At 70.4% G+C, this 15,249-nt stretch carries 11 protein-coding genes; 1 reads left to right on the top strand and 10 read right to left on the bottom strand.

Translation table 11 applies throughout. The features are described from left to right. Nucleotides 1–151 precede the first annotated feature (151 nt). Entirely contained in the window at nt 152–2,368 is a 2,217-nt protein-coding gene (locus FDO69_RS10965) for a glycoside hydrolase family 43 protein (RefSeq protein WP_104779574.1), read from the top strand. Between the two features lie 3 nt (nt 2,369–2,371). Here FDO69_RS10965 and FDO69_RS10960 read toward each other — a convergent pair whose 3' ends face one another. From FDO69_RS10960 to FDO69_RS10915, 10 genes are all read right to left on the bottom strand, one after another. After that, on the bottom strand, nt 2,372–3,529 hold the full coding sequence (locus FDO69_RS10960; RefSeq protein ID WP_104779573.1) for a dienelactone hydrolase family protein: 1,158 nt from the start codon (nt 3,527–3,529) through the stop codon (nt 2,372–2,374). Beyond that, nucleotides 3,516–4,796, bottom strand: a complete 1,281-nt coding sequence (locus FDO69_RS10955) for a pectate lyase family protein (RefSeq protein ID WP_104779572.1) — start codon at nt 4,794–4,796, stop codon at nt 3,516–3,518. Before FDO69_RS10955 ends, FDO69_RS10960 begins: the two co-directional genes overlap by 14 nt. Next, the gene (locus tag FDO69_RS10950) at nt 4,789–5,907 is read right to left on the bottom strand and encodes a pectinesterase family protein (protein WP_104779571.1); all 1,119 of its coding nucleotides are present in this window, start codon (nt 5,905–5,907) and stop codon (nt 4,789–4,791) included. The genes FDO69_RS10955 and FDO69_RS10950 overlap by 8 nt, the downstream gene beginning before the upstream one ends. Nucleotides 5,908–6,017: 110 nt before the next feature. Beyond that, nucleotides 6,018–7,340, bottom strand: a complete 1,323-nt coding sequence (locus tag FDO69_RS10945; RefSeq protein ID WP_104779570.1) for a pectate lyase family protein — start codon at nt 7,338–7,340, stop codon at nt 6,018–6,020. 33 nt (nt 7,341–7,373) lie between these two features. Then, nucleotides 7,374–8,171, bottom strand: coding sequence for a rhamnogalacturonan acetylesterase (locus FDO69_RS10940; RefSeq protein WP_104779569.1), 798 nt, complete (start codon nt 8,169–8,171; stop codon nt 7,374–7,376). A 135-nt stretch (nt 8,172–8,306) separates the two neighbouring features. Beyond that, complete coding sequence (locus tag FDO69_RS10935) at nt 8,307–9,653, bottom strand: ABC transporter substrate-binding protein (RefSeq protein ID WP_104779568.1); 1,347 nt, start codon at nt 9,651–9,653, stop codon at nt 8,307–8,309. A 48-nt stretch (nt 9,654–9,701) separates the two neighbouring features. Next, nucleotides 9,702–11,687 (bottom strand): pectinesterase family protein, encoded by a 1,986-nt coding sequence (locus FDO69_RS10930; RefSeq protein WP_104779567.1) that lies wholly within the window; start codon nt 11,685–11,687, stop codon nt 9,702–9,704. A 44-nt stretch (nt 11,688–11,731) separates the two neighbouring features. Further along, nucleotides 11,732–13,240 (bottom strand): glycoside hydrolase family 43 protein, encoded by a 1,509-nt coding sequence (locus FDO69_RS10925; RefSeq protein ID WP_104779566.1) that lies wholly within the window; start codon nt 13,238–13,240, stop codon nt 11,732–11,734. Further along, the gene (locus tag FDO69_RS10920; protein ID WP_104779565.1) at nt 13,237–14,082 is read right to left on the bottom strand and encodes a DUF6807 domain-containing protein; all 846 of its coding nucleotides are present in this window, start codon (nt 14,080–14,082) and stop codon (nt 13,237–13,239) included. Before FDO69_RS10920 ends, FDO69_RS10925 begins: the two co-directional genes overlap by 4 nt. Then, entirely contained in the window at nt 14,079–15,230 is a 1,152-nt protein-coding gene (locus FDO69_RS10915; RefSeq protein ID WP_104779674.1) for a Gfo/Idh/MocA family protein, read from the bottom strand. The genes FDO69_RS10920 and FDO69_RS10915 overlap by 4 nt, the downstream gene beginning before the upstream one ends. Between the last annotated feature and the right edge of the window lie 19 nt (nt 15,231–15,249).

Below are 15,249 nucleotides of genomic sequence, written 5' to 3'. Positions count from 1 at the left end.
GGTTGCCGCCGTCACGTGCGCCGGGTTCCCGGTGTTCCGAAAGTTTCGGAAACGCCGGCCTCACGCACACCCGTTGACGCCCTGCGTCGCTCCAGTGAAACTCCGAAGGCTGTTACCCAACAGAATCCCCCACACTCCGACAGGAAGTGTCATGCGCCCCCGCATCGCCCGCACGCTCCTGCTCCCCTTCCTGGCCCTCACCGGCCTGCTCCTGACCCTCCTCGCCGCGCCGCCCAGCACCGCCGACCCCGGAGCCCCACCCGTGAAGCACAGCACGTACGCCGGCTATCTCTTCGCCTACTTCACCGGTGAGGGCACCGCCGACGGCGAACAGATCCGCTACGCCCTCAGCCGCGGCAACGACCCGCTGCACTGGCGTGAGCTGAACGCCGGCAAGCCGGTCCTGACGTCCACGACCGGCGAGAAGGGCCTGCGCGACCCGTTCGTGATCCGCTCCCCCCAGGGCGACAAGTTCTACCTGATCGCCACCGACCTGCGGATGTACCAGAACTCCAGCGGCAGCTGGGACGACGTCCAGCGGCACGGCAGCAAGTCGATCATGGTCTGGGAGTCCACGGACCTCGTCCACTGGACCGACCAGCGCCTGGTGAAGGTCTCGCCGGACAGCGCGGGCAACACCTGGGCCCCGGAGGCCTACTGGGACGACAAGCTCGGTGAGTACGTCGTCTTCTGGGCGTCGAAGCTGTACGCCGACGACGACCCGGACCACAAGGGCGACACGTACAACAAGATGCTGTACGCGACCACGAAGGACTTCCGCACCTTCAGCGAGCCGAAGATCTGGAACGACCCGGGCTACTCGGTGATCGACTCCACCGTCGTGAAGTACGAGGACGAGTACTACCGCTACACCAAGGACGAGCGGGACCCCAGCTCCTCCAGCCCCTGCTCGAAGTTCGTCACCGGCGAGAAGTCGACCTCGCTGACGTCCACGAAGTACGACCTCGTGGCCGACTGCATCGGCAAGGGCGCGATGGACCGCGGTGAGGGCCCGACGGTGTTCAAGTCGAACACCGAGAAGAAGTGGTACCTGTTCATCGACGAGTACGGCGGCCGCGGTTACGTGCCCTTCGAGACCACCGACCTCGCCTCCGGCAAGTGGACCCCGTCGACGAACTACCAGCTCCCGGCGAGCCCCCGGCACGGCACGGTGCTCCCGGTGACGCAGCAGGAGTACGACCGCCTGCTGGCCGCCTACCCCTCCACCTCCACCTCGGTCGTGGACGCGACGGCGAAGCACCAGAAGGGCTACGCGATCGTCACGGACAGCGCCTCCAAGGTCGTCCTGCCCATGCGGCCGGACGCCGATCTGCGGGGCCTCGCCCCGAAGCTGTGGGTCGGTGAGGGCGCGAAACTCAGCCCGAAGTCCGGTACCCGGCGCGACTTCCGCACACCGCAGAAGTACACGGTCACGGCCGCCGACGGCACCAGGCGCACCTGGACGGTCGAGGCGGTGCCCACCCGCAGCCCCCTGCTGCCCGGCCTGAACGCCGACCCCGACGTGCACTACCTGAACGGCCGGTACTGGATCTACCCGACGACGGACGGCTTCCAGGGCTGGAGCGGCACCAGGTTCAAGGCCTACTCGTCGAAGGACCTGGTGAACTGGAAGGACCACGGCGTCATCCTCGACCTCGGTCCCGACGTGAGCTGGGCCGACAACAACGCCTGGGCCCCCGCGATCGCCGAACGGAACGGCAAGTACTACTTCTACTACTGCGCCGAGCAGCAGATCGGCGTGGCGGTGGCCGACTCCCCCGCGGGCCCCTTCAAGGACGCGCTCGGCAAGCCGCTGGTCGCCAAGGGCGGTTCGCTCAAGGGCCAGATGATCGACCCGGCGGTCTTCACGGACGACGACGGCCAGGCCTACCTGTACTGGGGCAACGGCCACGGGTACGTCGTGCCGCTGAACGACGACATGGTGTCCTTCGACGCCTCGAAGGTGAAGGACATCACCCCGGACAACTTCCGCGAGGGCTCCTTCGTGATCAAGCGGAAGGGCACGTACTACTTCATGTGGTCGGAGGACGACACCCGCAGCGAGAACTACCACGTGGCGTACGCGACGGGGCCGTCCCCGCTCGGCCCGTGGACCAAGCGCGGGACGATCCTTCAGAAGCGGCCCGAGTACGGCATCCTCGGCACCGGTCACCACTCGGTGGTGAACACCCCCGGCACCGACGACTGGTACATGGTCTACCACCGCTTCGCCCTCAACGGCCCCGGCCTGCCGGGCGGCGACGGCATGCACCGCGAGACGACCGTCGACCGCATGGAGTTCGCGGCCGACGGCAGCATCAAGCCCGTGGTGCCGACCCTGGAGGGGATCAAGCCGGTACGGCGGTGAGCCTCACAGGACGTCGTCGAGCCAGCTGACGACCTCGTCCTGCATGGGTGCGGTGAAGACGTGGCCGAGCTCCGGCCACGTCTTCGTCCGTATCCGCTCCCCGGCGTGATGCGAGCGCCAGACGGCACGCAGCTTGTCGTAGGCGACCCGCACCCCCTCGGCCGGGAACAGCGTGTCGAGGCCACCGTCGAGGAACAGCATCGGCTTGGGTGCGGCGATGCTCGCCACGTCGGGGATGTCGAGGTGCCGGGCGAGGCCGGGGTGGAGCATGTAGTAGGCGGACTGCCCGCGCAGGGTGTTGTTGCCGGGCACCATCATCTCCTTCAGGCCGGTCATCCAGCACACGCTCGCGGCGGCCGCGACGTGGTCGCCGAGGGCGGCGGTCTGCCAGGCGCGGTAGGCGCCCATGGAGAAGCCGACGGCCGCGACCCGCCGGGCGTCCACCCGGTCGAGCTCGGCCAGGAAGGCCGCGGCCCGCTGGTCCTCCCGGGCCATGAGCCCGGCGAGTGAGGAGCCGAGGTTGAGGAAGTTGGACGCCAGGGCCTGCTGCTGCTCATAGGCGAGCGGACCGCGGTCGCCCCAGCCGAGCGCGTCCAGGCAGAGCACCACATAGCCGCGCCGGGCCAGTTCGTCACCGACGAACCGTCCACTGAAGTACTTGTCGGCCCACGCCTGCGCGGAGGCGAGCCGCACGTCGTCGTACCAGGGCCGGACGAGCTTCTCCTTGCCGATGTCGAACCTGGCGCCGTGGTCGTGCAGGAGCAGCACCGCCGGGAAGGGCCCGCGGCCGTGCGGGGTGAGCAGGGCGCCGCGCACCCGTTCGTAGCGGGTGAGGGAGACGGTCACCCGCTCGCGGGTGTAGTCCCCGGTCCGGGAACGGCCGGTGAACTCCGGCGCGTACGGCGTCCCGTCCTGCCGCTCGACGAGGAGGTGCTCCTCCACGGTGGCGCGGGCGGCACGCCGCCAGGCGCGGATGTCGCGGATCGGGGACCTGCCCCAGGCGAGCGGGAAGGTCAGTGCCTCCTTCAGCGCCGGGTGGAAGTCCGGCAGCGACCCGTCCACGACCGCTGCCTCCGCCGCGCCCACCGCTCCCGCGCCCAGCAGCGAGGCCCCCGCCCCGACGACGAACCCCCGCCGTCCCAGGGTTTCATGGGCGTCCATGGGGCCTCCCCGCTCCGGCGTGCCGCAGTACGTACCGCTCGACGGCCGCCGGGGAGGTCAGGGCGCGGTGGCGGTACGCGTCGGCGGGGTCCCAGCCGACGTCGTTCCCCAGGCCGAGAGCGTTCGCCACGGCGTTCAGGCGGGCGGGCCGGCCGTTGAACCAGGAGCCGGCGTCGTGGAACTGCGTGCCCCCGTAGGCGGCGACGGCGAGCGACGGCCTGCCCCCGGGGTACCGGAAGACGTTGCGCTCCGAGAAGATCGCGGACTCCACGCCGACGCCGAGGGCATAGAGCGGGTCCCGCCCCCGGTGGACGTTGTTGACGACGTGCACCTGCCCGAAGCGGACGCGCGGGGCGCGCTGCACGATGCCGGTGAACAGGTTGCGGGCGAAGGTCACTTTCAGGTGCCCGCGGTCGCGGTCGCCGCGCCCGTCGCCCGACCCGACGAGGATCGCCTTGTCGTGGTCCTCGAACCGGCTGTCGGAGACGGTGATCAGGTCGGAGCCGTCCTCGATGTCCAGCAGCCCGTCGTGCCGCTGCACACGCTCACCGTGGAAGCCGAGGGGGGCCGCGCCGTCCGGGAAGCGGCCGTCGGTGAAGGTGCAGTGGTCGATCCGGATGTTCCTGCCGGTGATCACGGTCAGTGCGTCGAAGCGGGCGTTCCAGCTGCCCCGGGCGCCGTCGCCCGGGGACCAGCTGGTGAAGTGGTCGACGGGCGCCTCCAGGCGCAGGTCGCGCACGATGATGTTGCTGCCGGTGTTGACGGTCAGGAACACCCCGAGCAGCCGGGCGTCACGTCCGGCGCCGACGAGGGTGGTGTTGCTGGGCACGGTGAGCTGGATCTGCGCCTTCTCCTTGTTCGACCCGGTCTGCCGCAGCTGCCGCTGCCGCTTGCAGTACTCGAAGCGGGTGTCGGACCAGGCGGAGCCGTCCTCGCCGAAGCAGGACATGTACCGGCGGAGGTCGTATCCGGGTGCGTAGTCCTGCTCGCCGAGCAGCGAACCGTCGTCGCTCTCATGGCCGTCGACGTCACCGACGACCCGGATCACCTTGGGCGCGGTCGGCTCGCCGTCGTTCGCCAGGGCCGCCTTGAGCTCGGCGCGCGTGTCCACCGTCCAGGTCCGCCCGCCCGCCCCGCCGGTCGTGCCGGGGCCGGTCGAGGCCCAGCCGGTCGGGGCGCGTTCGGCAGGGGCTCGGTCGGCGGCGGAGGCCGGGGTGCCCGGCCAGAGCAGGCAGAGACCGAGGAGGAGCACGGCGGCCCTACGCATACGGCCGCCAGTCGCCGAGGTAGGTCTGCCTGGTGTGCGACCGGGCCTGGGCGAGGGTGAGCTGGGGGCGGTCGGCGGGGACCGTGATGGCCGCGCCCGGGCCGGTGTTGCGGTACTCGGCGAAGCGCTGGGCCTGCCACGGGTAGGAGTCCGACATGTTGGCGTAGGGGGCGACCACGTCGATGCCCGGGCCGAGCCGGGTGTCCCGCACGGTGAGCATGGGGCGGGCGGTGGTGTCGGAGCTGGGCACCCAGGGCCGGGCCAGCTTGTAGTAGCCGTCGGGTGCCGCGCTGCTGACGCTGCTGCGGGTCACCAGGTAGCCGAGCGGGTTGGCGCCGGCGGTCGACGGCGCGAAGACGAACCCGTAGGGGGCGCCGGCCAGGTCGGTCCGGGTGAGGGTCCGGAAGTGGCACCGCTCGAAGACGGCGGTCGCCCGTCCGAAGACGAAGTCGACGTCGCCCTCGGCGTAGCGGTGGCCGAAGTACTGGCGGGCGAAGGTGCCCAGCGCCATGGAGTCGGCGTACAGGGTGTCCTGGTGGCCGAGGAACCGGCAGTGGTGGAACGCGGACCGGTCGCCCTGGACCTTGAGGGCGACGGCCTGGGTGCCGGTGATCTCCGGGTGGTCGGCGCGCAGCCAGTCGTTGGCGAACGTGATCCAGCGGGCGGTGAACCCGTCGGCCTGCACGGTGGTGGTGGCCGAGCCGGTTGTGCCGTGGGTGCCCCCGCCGGGCTTGGGGGTCCCGGCCGCGTTGTCGTACACGATGACGACGTCGCGGGGGTTCTCGCTCGCCCCGATCCAGGTCATCTCGGTGCGGGTGCGGTCGACGGCCACGGTTTCCCGGTGGACGCCCGGGGCGAGGACGAGCGTCCAGCCGCTGCCGGTGGTGGCGGCGACGGCGGCACGGACGGAGCGGTGGTCGCCGCGGCCCTGCGGATCGACGTACAGCGTCCTGAGGTCGAGGCGGGCGGCCGGTGAACCGTACCGGCCGAACGGGCGCTGCCGCCCGGAGGCCCGTGCGGGCACCGGCGCGAGGGCGAGAGCGGGGGCCACCCCGGCACTCGCGACGAGGAATCCCCTGCGGGAGAGGGAACGGTGGACGTGCGAGGACATGCGGCTGTCCCTTCACTTCACGGTGCGGCTGTGCGGGGGGTTGGTCCGGTCGGGGGCCGGGCCGGGCACACCTCGTGGCGTGCGCCCGGCCCGGCCGGTTCTCGGGGGCGTCAGCAGATGCGGCCGGCACCCGCGCGGTGGTCGACGATGCCGGGGAGGGCCTTCGCCGAATCGACCTTGGTGCGCAGGGTCGGCGTCCAGCCGGCGTCCGCCTGGAGGGTCTCCTCGGGGATCTCCGCGTTGTGCACGGCGATCAGGTCGGTCTTCTTGCCGTTGACGTAGTTGTCCGCGGCCGTGACCGGGGCCTCCATCCACTTCTTGAGGATCTTCGCCGGGCTGACCCCGTTCGGCAGCGTGAAGGCGTTGTGCTCGGCGACGAGCCGGGACTCCTTGCCGATGCCGAAGCTGTAGACGTAGTCCTGGCCGGCCACGAAGTGGTTGTTGTACGCGTCGACCTGCCCGAAGCGGACGCGCGGCGCGCGCTCGATCACGTTCCGGAACAGGTTGTGGTGGAGCGTCACCTTGAGCTTGCCCCGGTCGCCGACGGCCGTCGACTCGCTGTCGCTGTTGCCGATCATGAGCGTCTTGTCGTGGTCGGCGAACACGTTCCACGAAGCGGTGACGTAGTCGGATCCCCGGACGATGTCCAGCTCGCCGTCGTGCTGCTGGTACAGCGCACCGAAGTACGTCGGTGCCTTGCTGTCGGGGTGGCTGCCGTCGGTGAAGGTGTTGTGGTCCATCCAGACATGGGTGGAGCCGTAGACGACGGCGGTGTCGTACTCGGAGTTCCAGGCGCCTGTGGAGGTGTCGGTCGGGTCCCACTGCGGGAAGCAGTCGAGGGGGCTCTCGAAGGTGAGGTTGCGGACGATGACGTTGTCCACGCCCTTGATCTGGAGGCTGGCGCCCTTGAAGCCCGCGTTCTTCCCGACCCCGATGATGGTGGTGTTGGCGGGCACGTTGGCCTTGATGGTCTGGTCCTGGTTGTCGGCGGAGGCGCGGCGCAGGCCCTCGGGGCTGTCGGCCGGCTCTCCGCTCAGGTCCTTGTCCAGCCCCCACGTCTCGGGGGCGTACTTCTTCAGATAGGCGTCGAAGTCGTAACCGGGCGCGGCGAAGGCGTCGCACCCCTCGGAGACCGCGTCGACGGTCCCCTTCACCTTGATGATCTTCGGCGCGCTGCCGCCCGCGGCGAGGGCGGACTTGAACTGGGCCCAGGTGGTCACGGTGTACACGTGCTCGGCGTCGGCGGCGGAACCGCCGGTGGTCTCGGTGCCGTGTGACCCCCACCCGTCCTTCGCCCCGAGCGTCTGTCGGGTGAGATCGCGGGAGTCGGCCTGGGCGGTGGCGGTGCCGGTGAGGGACAGCGCCAGTGCGGTGCAGCCGGCGAGGGCGGCGGTCTTCTTTATGGCATGCCCATGCCATACGAGTGCGTTCATGATGCGGATCTCCTTTTCGAGGGGCCGGGGGTGCTACACGGTGGCCTTCGGCCAGGTGATCCAGGACTCGGGAACTGTCTCGTCCAGCCGGCGCACCTCGCTCGGCGCGAGCACCCGGGTCCGCAGCAGCTCCCGCGCCACGAGCCGGGCCACCTCGATGGCCCCCGGCGGGTTGAAGTGCGTGTTGTCCTGCTCGGTCGCGGTCCAGTTGAAGTACTTCTTGGTCTCCTCGACCCCGAGCCGCTGCCACAGCGCGATCGACAGCGCCTGGATGTCGAGCAGCGTCACCTGCTCCTGCTTGGCGAGCGCCCGCATCGCCGCCGGGTAGTCGCCGTGCGTCGGCAGAGCCTTGCCGGCCGCGTCGAACTTGCGCCGCTCGACGGACGTGGCGAGCACGGGCCGCGCCCCACGCGCCCGGGCCCCGTCGATGTACTGCCGCAGGTACTGCTGGTACGTCGACCAGGGCTGGGTGTACCGCGTGGGGTCCTCCGCCTTCTCGTCGTTGTGTCCGAACTGGATGAGCAGGACGTCGCCCGACTGGATCTGCCGGAGGATGACAGCGAGTCGTCCTTCATCGAAGAAGCTCTTGGAACTCCGGCCGTTGACGGCGTGGTTGGCGACCGGCCGATCCTTGTTGAGGAAGAACGGAAGCGCCATTCCCCACCCGGTCTCGGGCGCCGCGTCGGCGTACTTCTGCGCGGCGGTGGAATCACCGGCGATGTAGAGGGTTCGGGCGCGGCGGCCGGTGGCTTGTGCGGTACCGGTCGCGGCGAAGGTGAGAGGAACGGCGGCGACAGCGGCCGCGGTGACCTGTCTACGGCTCAGTGACACGACATACCCTTCTTTCAACGGGCCCTCAGGGGCACGGGGGTGTTTTCCGTACTCGGCTCCGCAACGGGTGCGACCAGACCGGGGCGGCCTGCAGCCTGCACAGCGCAGGCCGCCCCGGGGCGAGACCTTGCAGCCTCAGCCCTTCTGCTGGTCCCACTCCGCCTGGGCCTCGTTCAGCTGATCGGCCATCTTGTCCAGGAAGTCCTCGGCGCTCATGTCGCCGAGCAGGACCTTCTGGAAGCTGGGCTCGTTGTCGGCCTTGGAGATGGTGTTCCAGTCCGGCAGGTAGTACGGCAGCTGGACGATGGTGGTGGAGCCGTCGTTGAGGGCCCCGGCGGCGAGCTTGGTCGGCTCGGCCTTGGAAATCCAAGCGTCCTTCGCGGCCTCCGTGTTGGACGGGATGGCGCCGGCCGACTCGTTCCACTTGGAGTTGGACTCGTGCGCGGCGGCGAACTCGATGAACTTCCAGGCGGCCTCCTTGTTCTTGGAGCTCTTGAACAGGCCGAGGCCGTCGACCGGGTTGGAGACCTGGACGCGCTTTCCGCCGGGGCCGGTGGGCTGCGGGATGCCGCGGAACTTGTCGGTACCGAGCGCCTTCACATGGTCCTGGTAGGAGCCCAGGTTGTGGTTGAGCATCCCGATCGTGCCGGAGTCCCACTGCGCGACCATCTTGGTGAAGTCGTTGTTGAGGTCGGCGGCCGGCGTGTACTTCTTGTACAGACCGGCGTACTTCTCCAGCGCCTCGACGTTCTTCGGGTCGTTGACCGTGGTCTTCTTACCACCGGCGTCCCAGAAGGACGTGATGCCGGACTGCCCGTACATCGCGTCCAGAGCCTGTGCGATGGAGCCCGCGCCGCCGCGGATGGTGTAGCCGAACTCGTTCTTCTTGGCGTTGGTGAGCTTCGCGGCGGCCTCGTAGAAGTTCTCCCACGTGGTGGGCGCTTCCAGGCCCGCCTTCTTGAACAGGTCGGTGCGGTAGTAGAGGGTGCCGTTGTTCGCGGAGGTCGGGATCGAATACAGCACGTCGCCGCCACCGGCGGACTTCAGCGACTCGACCATGCCCTCGTTGAGCTTGCCCTTGAGCGTTGACTTGCCGAGCCGGCCGTCCAGGGGGTCCAGCGCGTTCTGGGCCGCGAACCCGGCGGCCATCGCCGCGCCGACACCGCCGACGTCCGGCAGGCCGCCACCCTGGATGGCGGTGTCGACCTTGGACTGGTACTCGGTGGCGGAGATGCCCACGTATTCGACCTTGACGGACGGGTTCGCCTTCTCGAAGTCGGCGATGATCTGCTTCCAGATGTCCGTGCGGACACCGCCGTTGTTGTCCCAGAAGACGATCTTGCCCTTGCCGCTGCCCTCGGCCCCCTTGTCGCCCCCGGCGCCGCTGCCGTCGTCACCACAGGCGGTCGCGGTCAGGGCGAGGACGGAGCCCAGGGCGACGGCTGTGGCCACGCGCCTGCTTCTGCGAATGCTGCTCTTCATTGGTCGGCTCTCTCTTCTGGATCAAACGGAGATATGAAGCTGTGGCGGTCAGCGGCGGGCGTGGGGCGCCCAGTTGTCGTTGCCCTTGAGGTAAGCGGTGACGGTGTGCGTCCTCGCGTCCTCGTCGCTCATCTGCGGCCGGTCCTCGGTGACCCCGGCCCCAGGGCCGTAGTTCTGGTACTCCGTGAAGCGGGCGTCCTTCCACGAGAAGCCGCTCATGTCGGTCCACGGCGAGGACTTGATCGCGGCGGGCAGCCGGGTGTCGCGGATCAGCACCTGGGCCACCGCGTTCGGCTCGCCGCCCGGGTGCCACGGCCTGCCGAGGTGGAAGCTCCCGGCCGGTGCGTCGCTCACGATCTTCGAGCGGGTGATCAGGAACCCGTACGGGTTGCCCGTCCACGTCGAAGCGGCGGTGATCCACCCGTTGTTGGTCGTCGACCCGCGGCTGAGCGCCTTGATCACGGACCGTTCGATCACGGTCGTGGCGCGCCCGTAGATGAAGTCGACGTCGCCCTCGATGTACGAGTCGCGGACGTAGACCCGGCTGATCACGTTCAGCTTGGGGCTGTCGGTCATCAGGGTGTCCTGGTTGCCGAGGAACGCGGTGTCCTCGAAGACGATCCGGTCGCCGGTCGTCTTCATCGCCAGGGCCTGCTCGCCCTTCAGCTCGACGGAGGCCTCGTCGAAGTCGTTGCTGAAGGTGAGGTTGCGTGCGGTGACGTCGTTCGCGGCGATCCGGACGGTGGCGCTTCCGGTCGAGCCCCCGTACTCGGCGGGCGTGTCGAAGACGATGACGGTGTCGGAGCGGTGGTGTCCGGTCCCCCGGAGCACGATCTTCGGCTTGGCCGCCGGGATGAACACCTTCTCCCGGTAGGTGCCCGGTGCGACCGCGATCGTCACCGGCACGCCGTTGCCGTCGGGGACCGCGTCCACGGCGGCCTGCACGGTCGGGTAGGCGCCCGGGACGTGGAGGGTCACACCGATCCGCTGCTGCGGACCGGAGAACTTCTTCACCAGGGCGGGGACGGCCGCAGCGGGGTCCAGCCGGTAGTCGTAGAAGTCGCGCGGGGCGAAGGCGGCACCCCATTCGTCGGTCCGCCCGCTCGTCTTCCTGAGGATCGACCCCCGCTCCACCAACTCCGCGGTGGCGTCGGCCTGGTAGGGGTGCTGGACCCGGTCGTAGTAGCTGTTCTCGATGACCATCTTGGTGCGGCCCCGGGACCAGTTCCCGTACGTCCACACGGGGTCGCCGTCGGCCACCTGTGCCGAGACGTAGTTGTTGTAGAGGTGCGCGTAGGCGCAGTTGTCCGCCGAGGGATTGCGCTGCTTCGTGCCGGTGAACCAGTTGTGGTCGATGGTGATCTGGGTCCGGACATTGTTCGTCCAGCCGATCCCGAACGCCTTGTTGTGGTCGCTGAACTGGTTGTAGGAGACGGTGACGTACTGGCTGTCCTTGCGGATGTCGAGCAGGCCATCGCCCATGTGGGTGAAGCGGTTGTGGTCGATCCAGACGTGGTGGACGGCGTCCATCTGGATGGCGTCGAAGTCGGTGGTCTTGCCGTCCCAGTCGCCCTGGACGTAGGAGTCGCGGATCGTCAGGTTGCGGATGATGACGTTGTGCGTGCCGGGGTTCAGGTGCAGTTCGCCGTGGACGATCTCACCGGTGTCGCCGACGCCGATGATCGTCTTGTTCGAGGCGACGACGATGTCCGAGCCGAAGGGCTCGACGGCCACCGTTCCCGCCACCCGGATGACGTACGGCTCCTCGGCGGCCGCGTACCTGGCCAGCGACGCCTGGTCGGTGACCGTGACGACCTTGCCGCCGGCCCCGCCCGTGGTGCCACCCGCCAGCGAGGCGAAGCCGTGGGCCCGGTCGGCCCAGCGCGAGGCATCCGGCGTGTACGTCGCGACGCGGGCGGGTTCGGCGGCCCTCGCCTCACCGGTCGCGCCCAGTCCCAGGGCGGCGACCAGGCCGGCTACGGCGGCCAGGGCGACACCCGGTCTGGGCAAGCGCTTGCTACGGAGGTGCGTCATTGCGGCTCCCAACAGGCGTGAGGGGCGTACAGAAGTGCGGTGGGTTACAGGTCGGTGATCCGGAACTGCGTGAACGTGGCGGCGCCCGCGTGCCCCGGTCCGACGGGCGCCAAGGCGAAGAGGCCGAGCAGGGCGCCGACCCAGCGCCAGGGGGTGGCTGCGAAGACGGGACCCGAGGGGATCGGGCCGTCGCCGAGGTCGTAGGAGAAGCGGCAGCGGGCTCCGACGCCGATCTCGATGCGGAGCCTGACGCGCCCTTCGGGTGCGAGGCACGGGTGGGCCGCGTCGCGCTCCCGCTCGGCGACGCCCTCGGCGAACCGGTGCACGAGGTGGACCGTGCCGTCGGCCCCGCGCTGGAGGCCGATCCAGCTGAACGCGTCCCCCAGGACCGCGAGTCCGGCGCGCGCTCCCGGCTCCTCACTGTGCAGACGCAGCTCCACCTCGGCGGCGGAGGGGTTGCCGGGCAGCCGCTGGGTCAGGAGGTTCGGGAGTTTGCGCAGGTCGTGGGCGTCCGTCGAGCGGACGCAGGTGAGCCGCAGCCCGTCCCCGGAGTGCTGGGTGGCCCAGCCGTCCCGCCGGTTGGCCGTCCACTGCCACTGGCGGCCGTACCGTCCGCCGGGGAAGTCGTCGTCGGTGGCGGGCGCGGCGGGCGGCTGCGGCGGCAGGGCGGGGCGCCGGTGTTCGGTGACGGGGGCGCCGTCGTCCCCGAGCACGGGCCATCCGTCCGGACCCCAGCGCATCGGCTGGAGGTGCACCACCCGGCCATGGGCGCCGCGCTGCTGGAAGTGCAGGAACCAGTCCTCGCCGGACGGGGTGCGCACCCAGCCGCCCTGGTGGGGGCCGTTGACGTCGGTGTCCTTCTGCTCCAGGACGATCCTCTCCTCGTACGGCCCGAAGAAGCCGCGCGAGCGGAAGGCGCCCTGCCAGCCGGTCTCGACGCCGCCGGCGGGGGCGAAGATCCAGAACCAGCCGTCGTGGCGGTAGAGCTTGGGGCCTTCGAGGGTGAACCAGCCGGGTATGCGGTCGCCGTCGACGATCACCTTGCCCTCGTCGAGGAGGCCGGTGCCATCGGGGCGCATGCGGTGGCCGGTGAGGCGGTTCTTGACGCCCGAGCGGGACTTGGCCCAGGCGTGGACCAGATAGGCCTCGCCGGTCTCGTCGTCCCACAGGGGGCAGGGGTCGATCAGCCCCTTGCCCGCCTTCAGCAGGTGCGGCCGGGTCCAGGGGCCCCTGATCTGCGGGGCGTTGACCTGGAAGACGCCCTGGTCGGGGTCGCCCCAGAAGATCCAGAAGCGTTCGTCGTGATACCGGAGGGACGGGGCCCAGACGCCGCAGTCGTGCCTCGGCGTGGCGAACTCCTCGGCCGGTTCCAGGCGGTCGAGGGCGTGGCCGACCAGGGTCCAGTTGACGAGGTCCCGGGAGTGCAGCAGCGGCAGGCCGGGGGCACGGCCGAAGCTGGAGGCGGTCAGGTAGAAGTCGTCGCCGACCCGGACGACGTCCGGGTCGGACCAGTCGGCGTTCAGGATCGGGTTGCGGTATGTCTCGGGGGTCACGGGCTCACCGCCTTGCGGACGAGGGCCGCCGCGCCGTCCCGGTCGAGACGGCCGTCGGCGACGACGGTGACCACCCGGCGCACCACGGTCTCACCGGGCGGGACCGGTATCCGCTCGTCGTGGGCGAGCGAGGAGCCGACGCCCGGGTACTCCTCGGTGCGCACGAACCACGGGTCGCGTCGGGTCTGTTCGGTGGCGCCGGCGAAGACCAGCGTCCAGGTGCCGCCCCGCAGAGCGAGCCAGTCGGCGGGGCGGGCGTGGACCTTCTCCTCCCCGTCGGCTCCGGCCGTGAACACCTCCGGCGCCAAGGACTCCTTGCGGGCCCGCCAGAAGAAGCCGCCGTAGGCCGCGCCCGGGCGTCCGTTGGTCGCCGGGCTGCCGATCGACAGCGGGCTCCCGGTGACGTTGGTGAGGGAGAACGTGAGGTCCAGCGCCCAGGCCCGGTCGGTGAGTTCGGTGGCCGCGACGGTACGGCGTTCGCGCAGCAGTTCGCCGCCCGCGGCCACCCAGCGCAGCTCCTCGACGAAGCCGTCCGGGTCGCGCAGCTGGAAGGCGACGTGCCGCTGCGAGCCGTGGTTGTCGAGCTCGGTCGGGCCCTGGTCGCGGACGTAGGTGCGTCCGCCCCAGAAGTTGAACCCCTCGACGTCGGGAACGGCGACACCGACGCCGAGGTGGTGTGCGTGGTCGGCCGGGGTCAGTTCGGTCACGGCCGTGCCGGAGAGGGTGGTGACGGGGTGCAGGTAGGGGCGTGGGGAGAGCCGGGCCGGCAGTTCGGGCCGGGTGACGTACCGTCCCACCGGCCGGCCCGCGACGCGCAGGACCGCTGTGCCGTTGCTGGTCATCGGGTGCTCACCTCGTTCGACAGGTGCGCCCAGGGGGCGCCGAGCTCGGAGTAGAGGGAGAGGGTGTCGGCGGCGGCCGCGACGAGCCCGTCGATGCCGGGCACCACACGGCGGTTCTCCTCGGGGATCCGGTGCCAGGCGGAGTCCGGCAGGGGCGCCGGGTCGGGTGCGGTGCGGATGGCCTCGACGACCTTCATGAAGGCGCCGGTCTCGTCCGGCGCAACGAGCAGGTCCGCGCCGGTGGTGAGGTGGTCGACGAGGTTCTCCAGCAGGTCGGTGCGGCCGTGCTCAAACTCCTGCGGGCCGTGTCCCGCGCGCTGGAGCAGCACGCGGTCCTGCTTGTACCAGAAGGTGATCCGGCCGGTGCTGCCGTGCACGAGCACGTACGGCTCGTCCGCCTCCTCGGCGCACAGGGTCGCAGCGACCGTGACCGGGTGGCCCTGCGCGGTGGTGACCCGGACGCAGGAGGTGTCGTCGGACTCGATGGCGTTGGCCCGCAGCAGTTCGGTCTCGATGCCGGTGACGTCCTCGGCGCGGGTGCTGCCGCCCAGGGCGAGGGCGGTGGCGACGGCGTGGGCGAGGGGGTTGGTCAGCGCCCCGTCGATCACGTCGACGCCGTTCAGCCGCCGCTTGCCCGCCCAGGGCGCCCGGCGGAAGTAGTCCTCGTCGCGCACCCAGGCACCGGCGCCGCCGAGCCCGACGAGCTTGCCGATCGCGCCCTTCTCGATCAGCTCGCGGATGGCCGTCAGGGCGTGCGAGCCCAGCGACTGGAAGCCGATCTGGCAGACGACTCCGGCCGCGGCGACCCCGTCGGCCATCCGGCGGAACTCGGCGTAGGAGGGTGCGGGCGGCTTCTCCAGGAGGAGGTGCACGCCGCGTTCGGCCGCCGTGAGGGCGAGGTCGGTGTGGGTCGGGATCGGGGTGCAGATCACGGCGATCCGCGCGCCGGTGGAGTCCAGCAGGGCGCCGAAGTCGGCGGACTGCTCGGGCGTACCGAGGTCGCCGAGCTCCTCCTCGGTCAGCGGGGTCAGTTCGCAGACGCCGGCGAGCCGCACGAGGCCCTGCTTCTGGAGCCGGCGGATGTTCTCGACGTGCCAGCGGCCGTGGCCCCTGGCGCCGGCGAGGACGACGGGCAGTGGTGTGTTCATGGCTTCGATCATGCGGCCG

The organism is Streptomyces tibetensis (assembly GCF_007655005.1).
Lineage (GTDB): Bacteria > Actinomycetota > Actinomycetes > Streptomycetales > Streptomycetaceae > Streptomyces > Streptomyces tibetensis.
The sequence above is the reverse complement of the archived record's forward strand: the minus strand, read 5'-3'. Positions and strand labels throughout refer to the sequence as shown.

Excerpts from the sequence above, each read along its gene's own strand:
- FDO69_RS10960 (WP_104779573.1), bottom strand. The coding sequence starts at position 3,529 with ATGGACGCCCATGAAACCCTGGGACGGCGGGGGTTCGTCGTCGGGGCG.
- FDO69_RS10955 (WP_104779572.1), bottom strand. The coding sequence starts at position 4,796 with ATGCGTAGGGCCGCCGTGCTCCTCCTCGGTCTCTGCCTGCTCTGGCCG.
- FDO69_RS10950 (WP_104779571.1), bottom strand. The coding sequence starts at position 5,907 with ATGTCCTCGCACGTCCACCGTTCCCTCTCCCGCAGGGGATTCCTCGTC.
- FDO69_RS10945 (WP_104779570.1), bottom strand. The coding sequence starts at position 7,340 with ATGAACGCACTCGTATGGCATGGGCATGCCATAAAGAAGACCGCCGCC.
- FDO69_RS10915 (WP_104779674.1), bottom strand. The coding sequence starts at position 15,230 with ATGAACACACCACTGCCCGTCGTCCTCGCCGGCGCCAGGGGCCACGGC.
- FDO69_RS10965 (WP_104779574.1), top strand. The coding sequence starts at position 152 with ATGCGCCCCCGCATCGCCCGCACGCTCCTGCTCCCCTTCCTGGCCCTC.
- FDO69_RS10930 (WP_104779567.1), bottom strand. The coding sequence starts at position 11,687 with ATGACGCACCTCCGTAGCAAGCGCTTGCCCAGACCGGGTGTCGCCCTG.
- FDO69_RS10920 (WP_104779565.1), bottom strand. The coding sequence starts at position 14,082 with ATGACCAGCAACGGCACAGCGGTCCTGCGCGTCGCGGGCCGGCCGGTG.
- FDO69_RS10935 (WP_104779568.1), bottom strand. The coding sequence starts at position 9,653 with ATGAAGAGCAGCATTCGCAGAAGCAGGCGCGTGGCCACAGCCGTCGCC.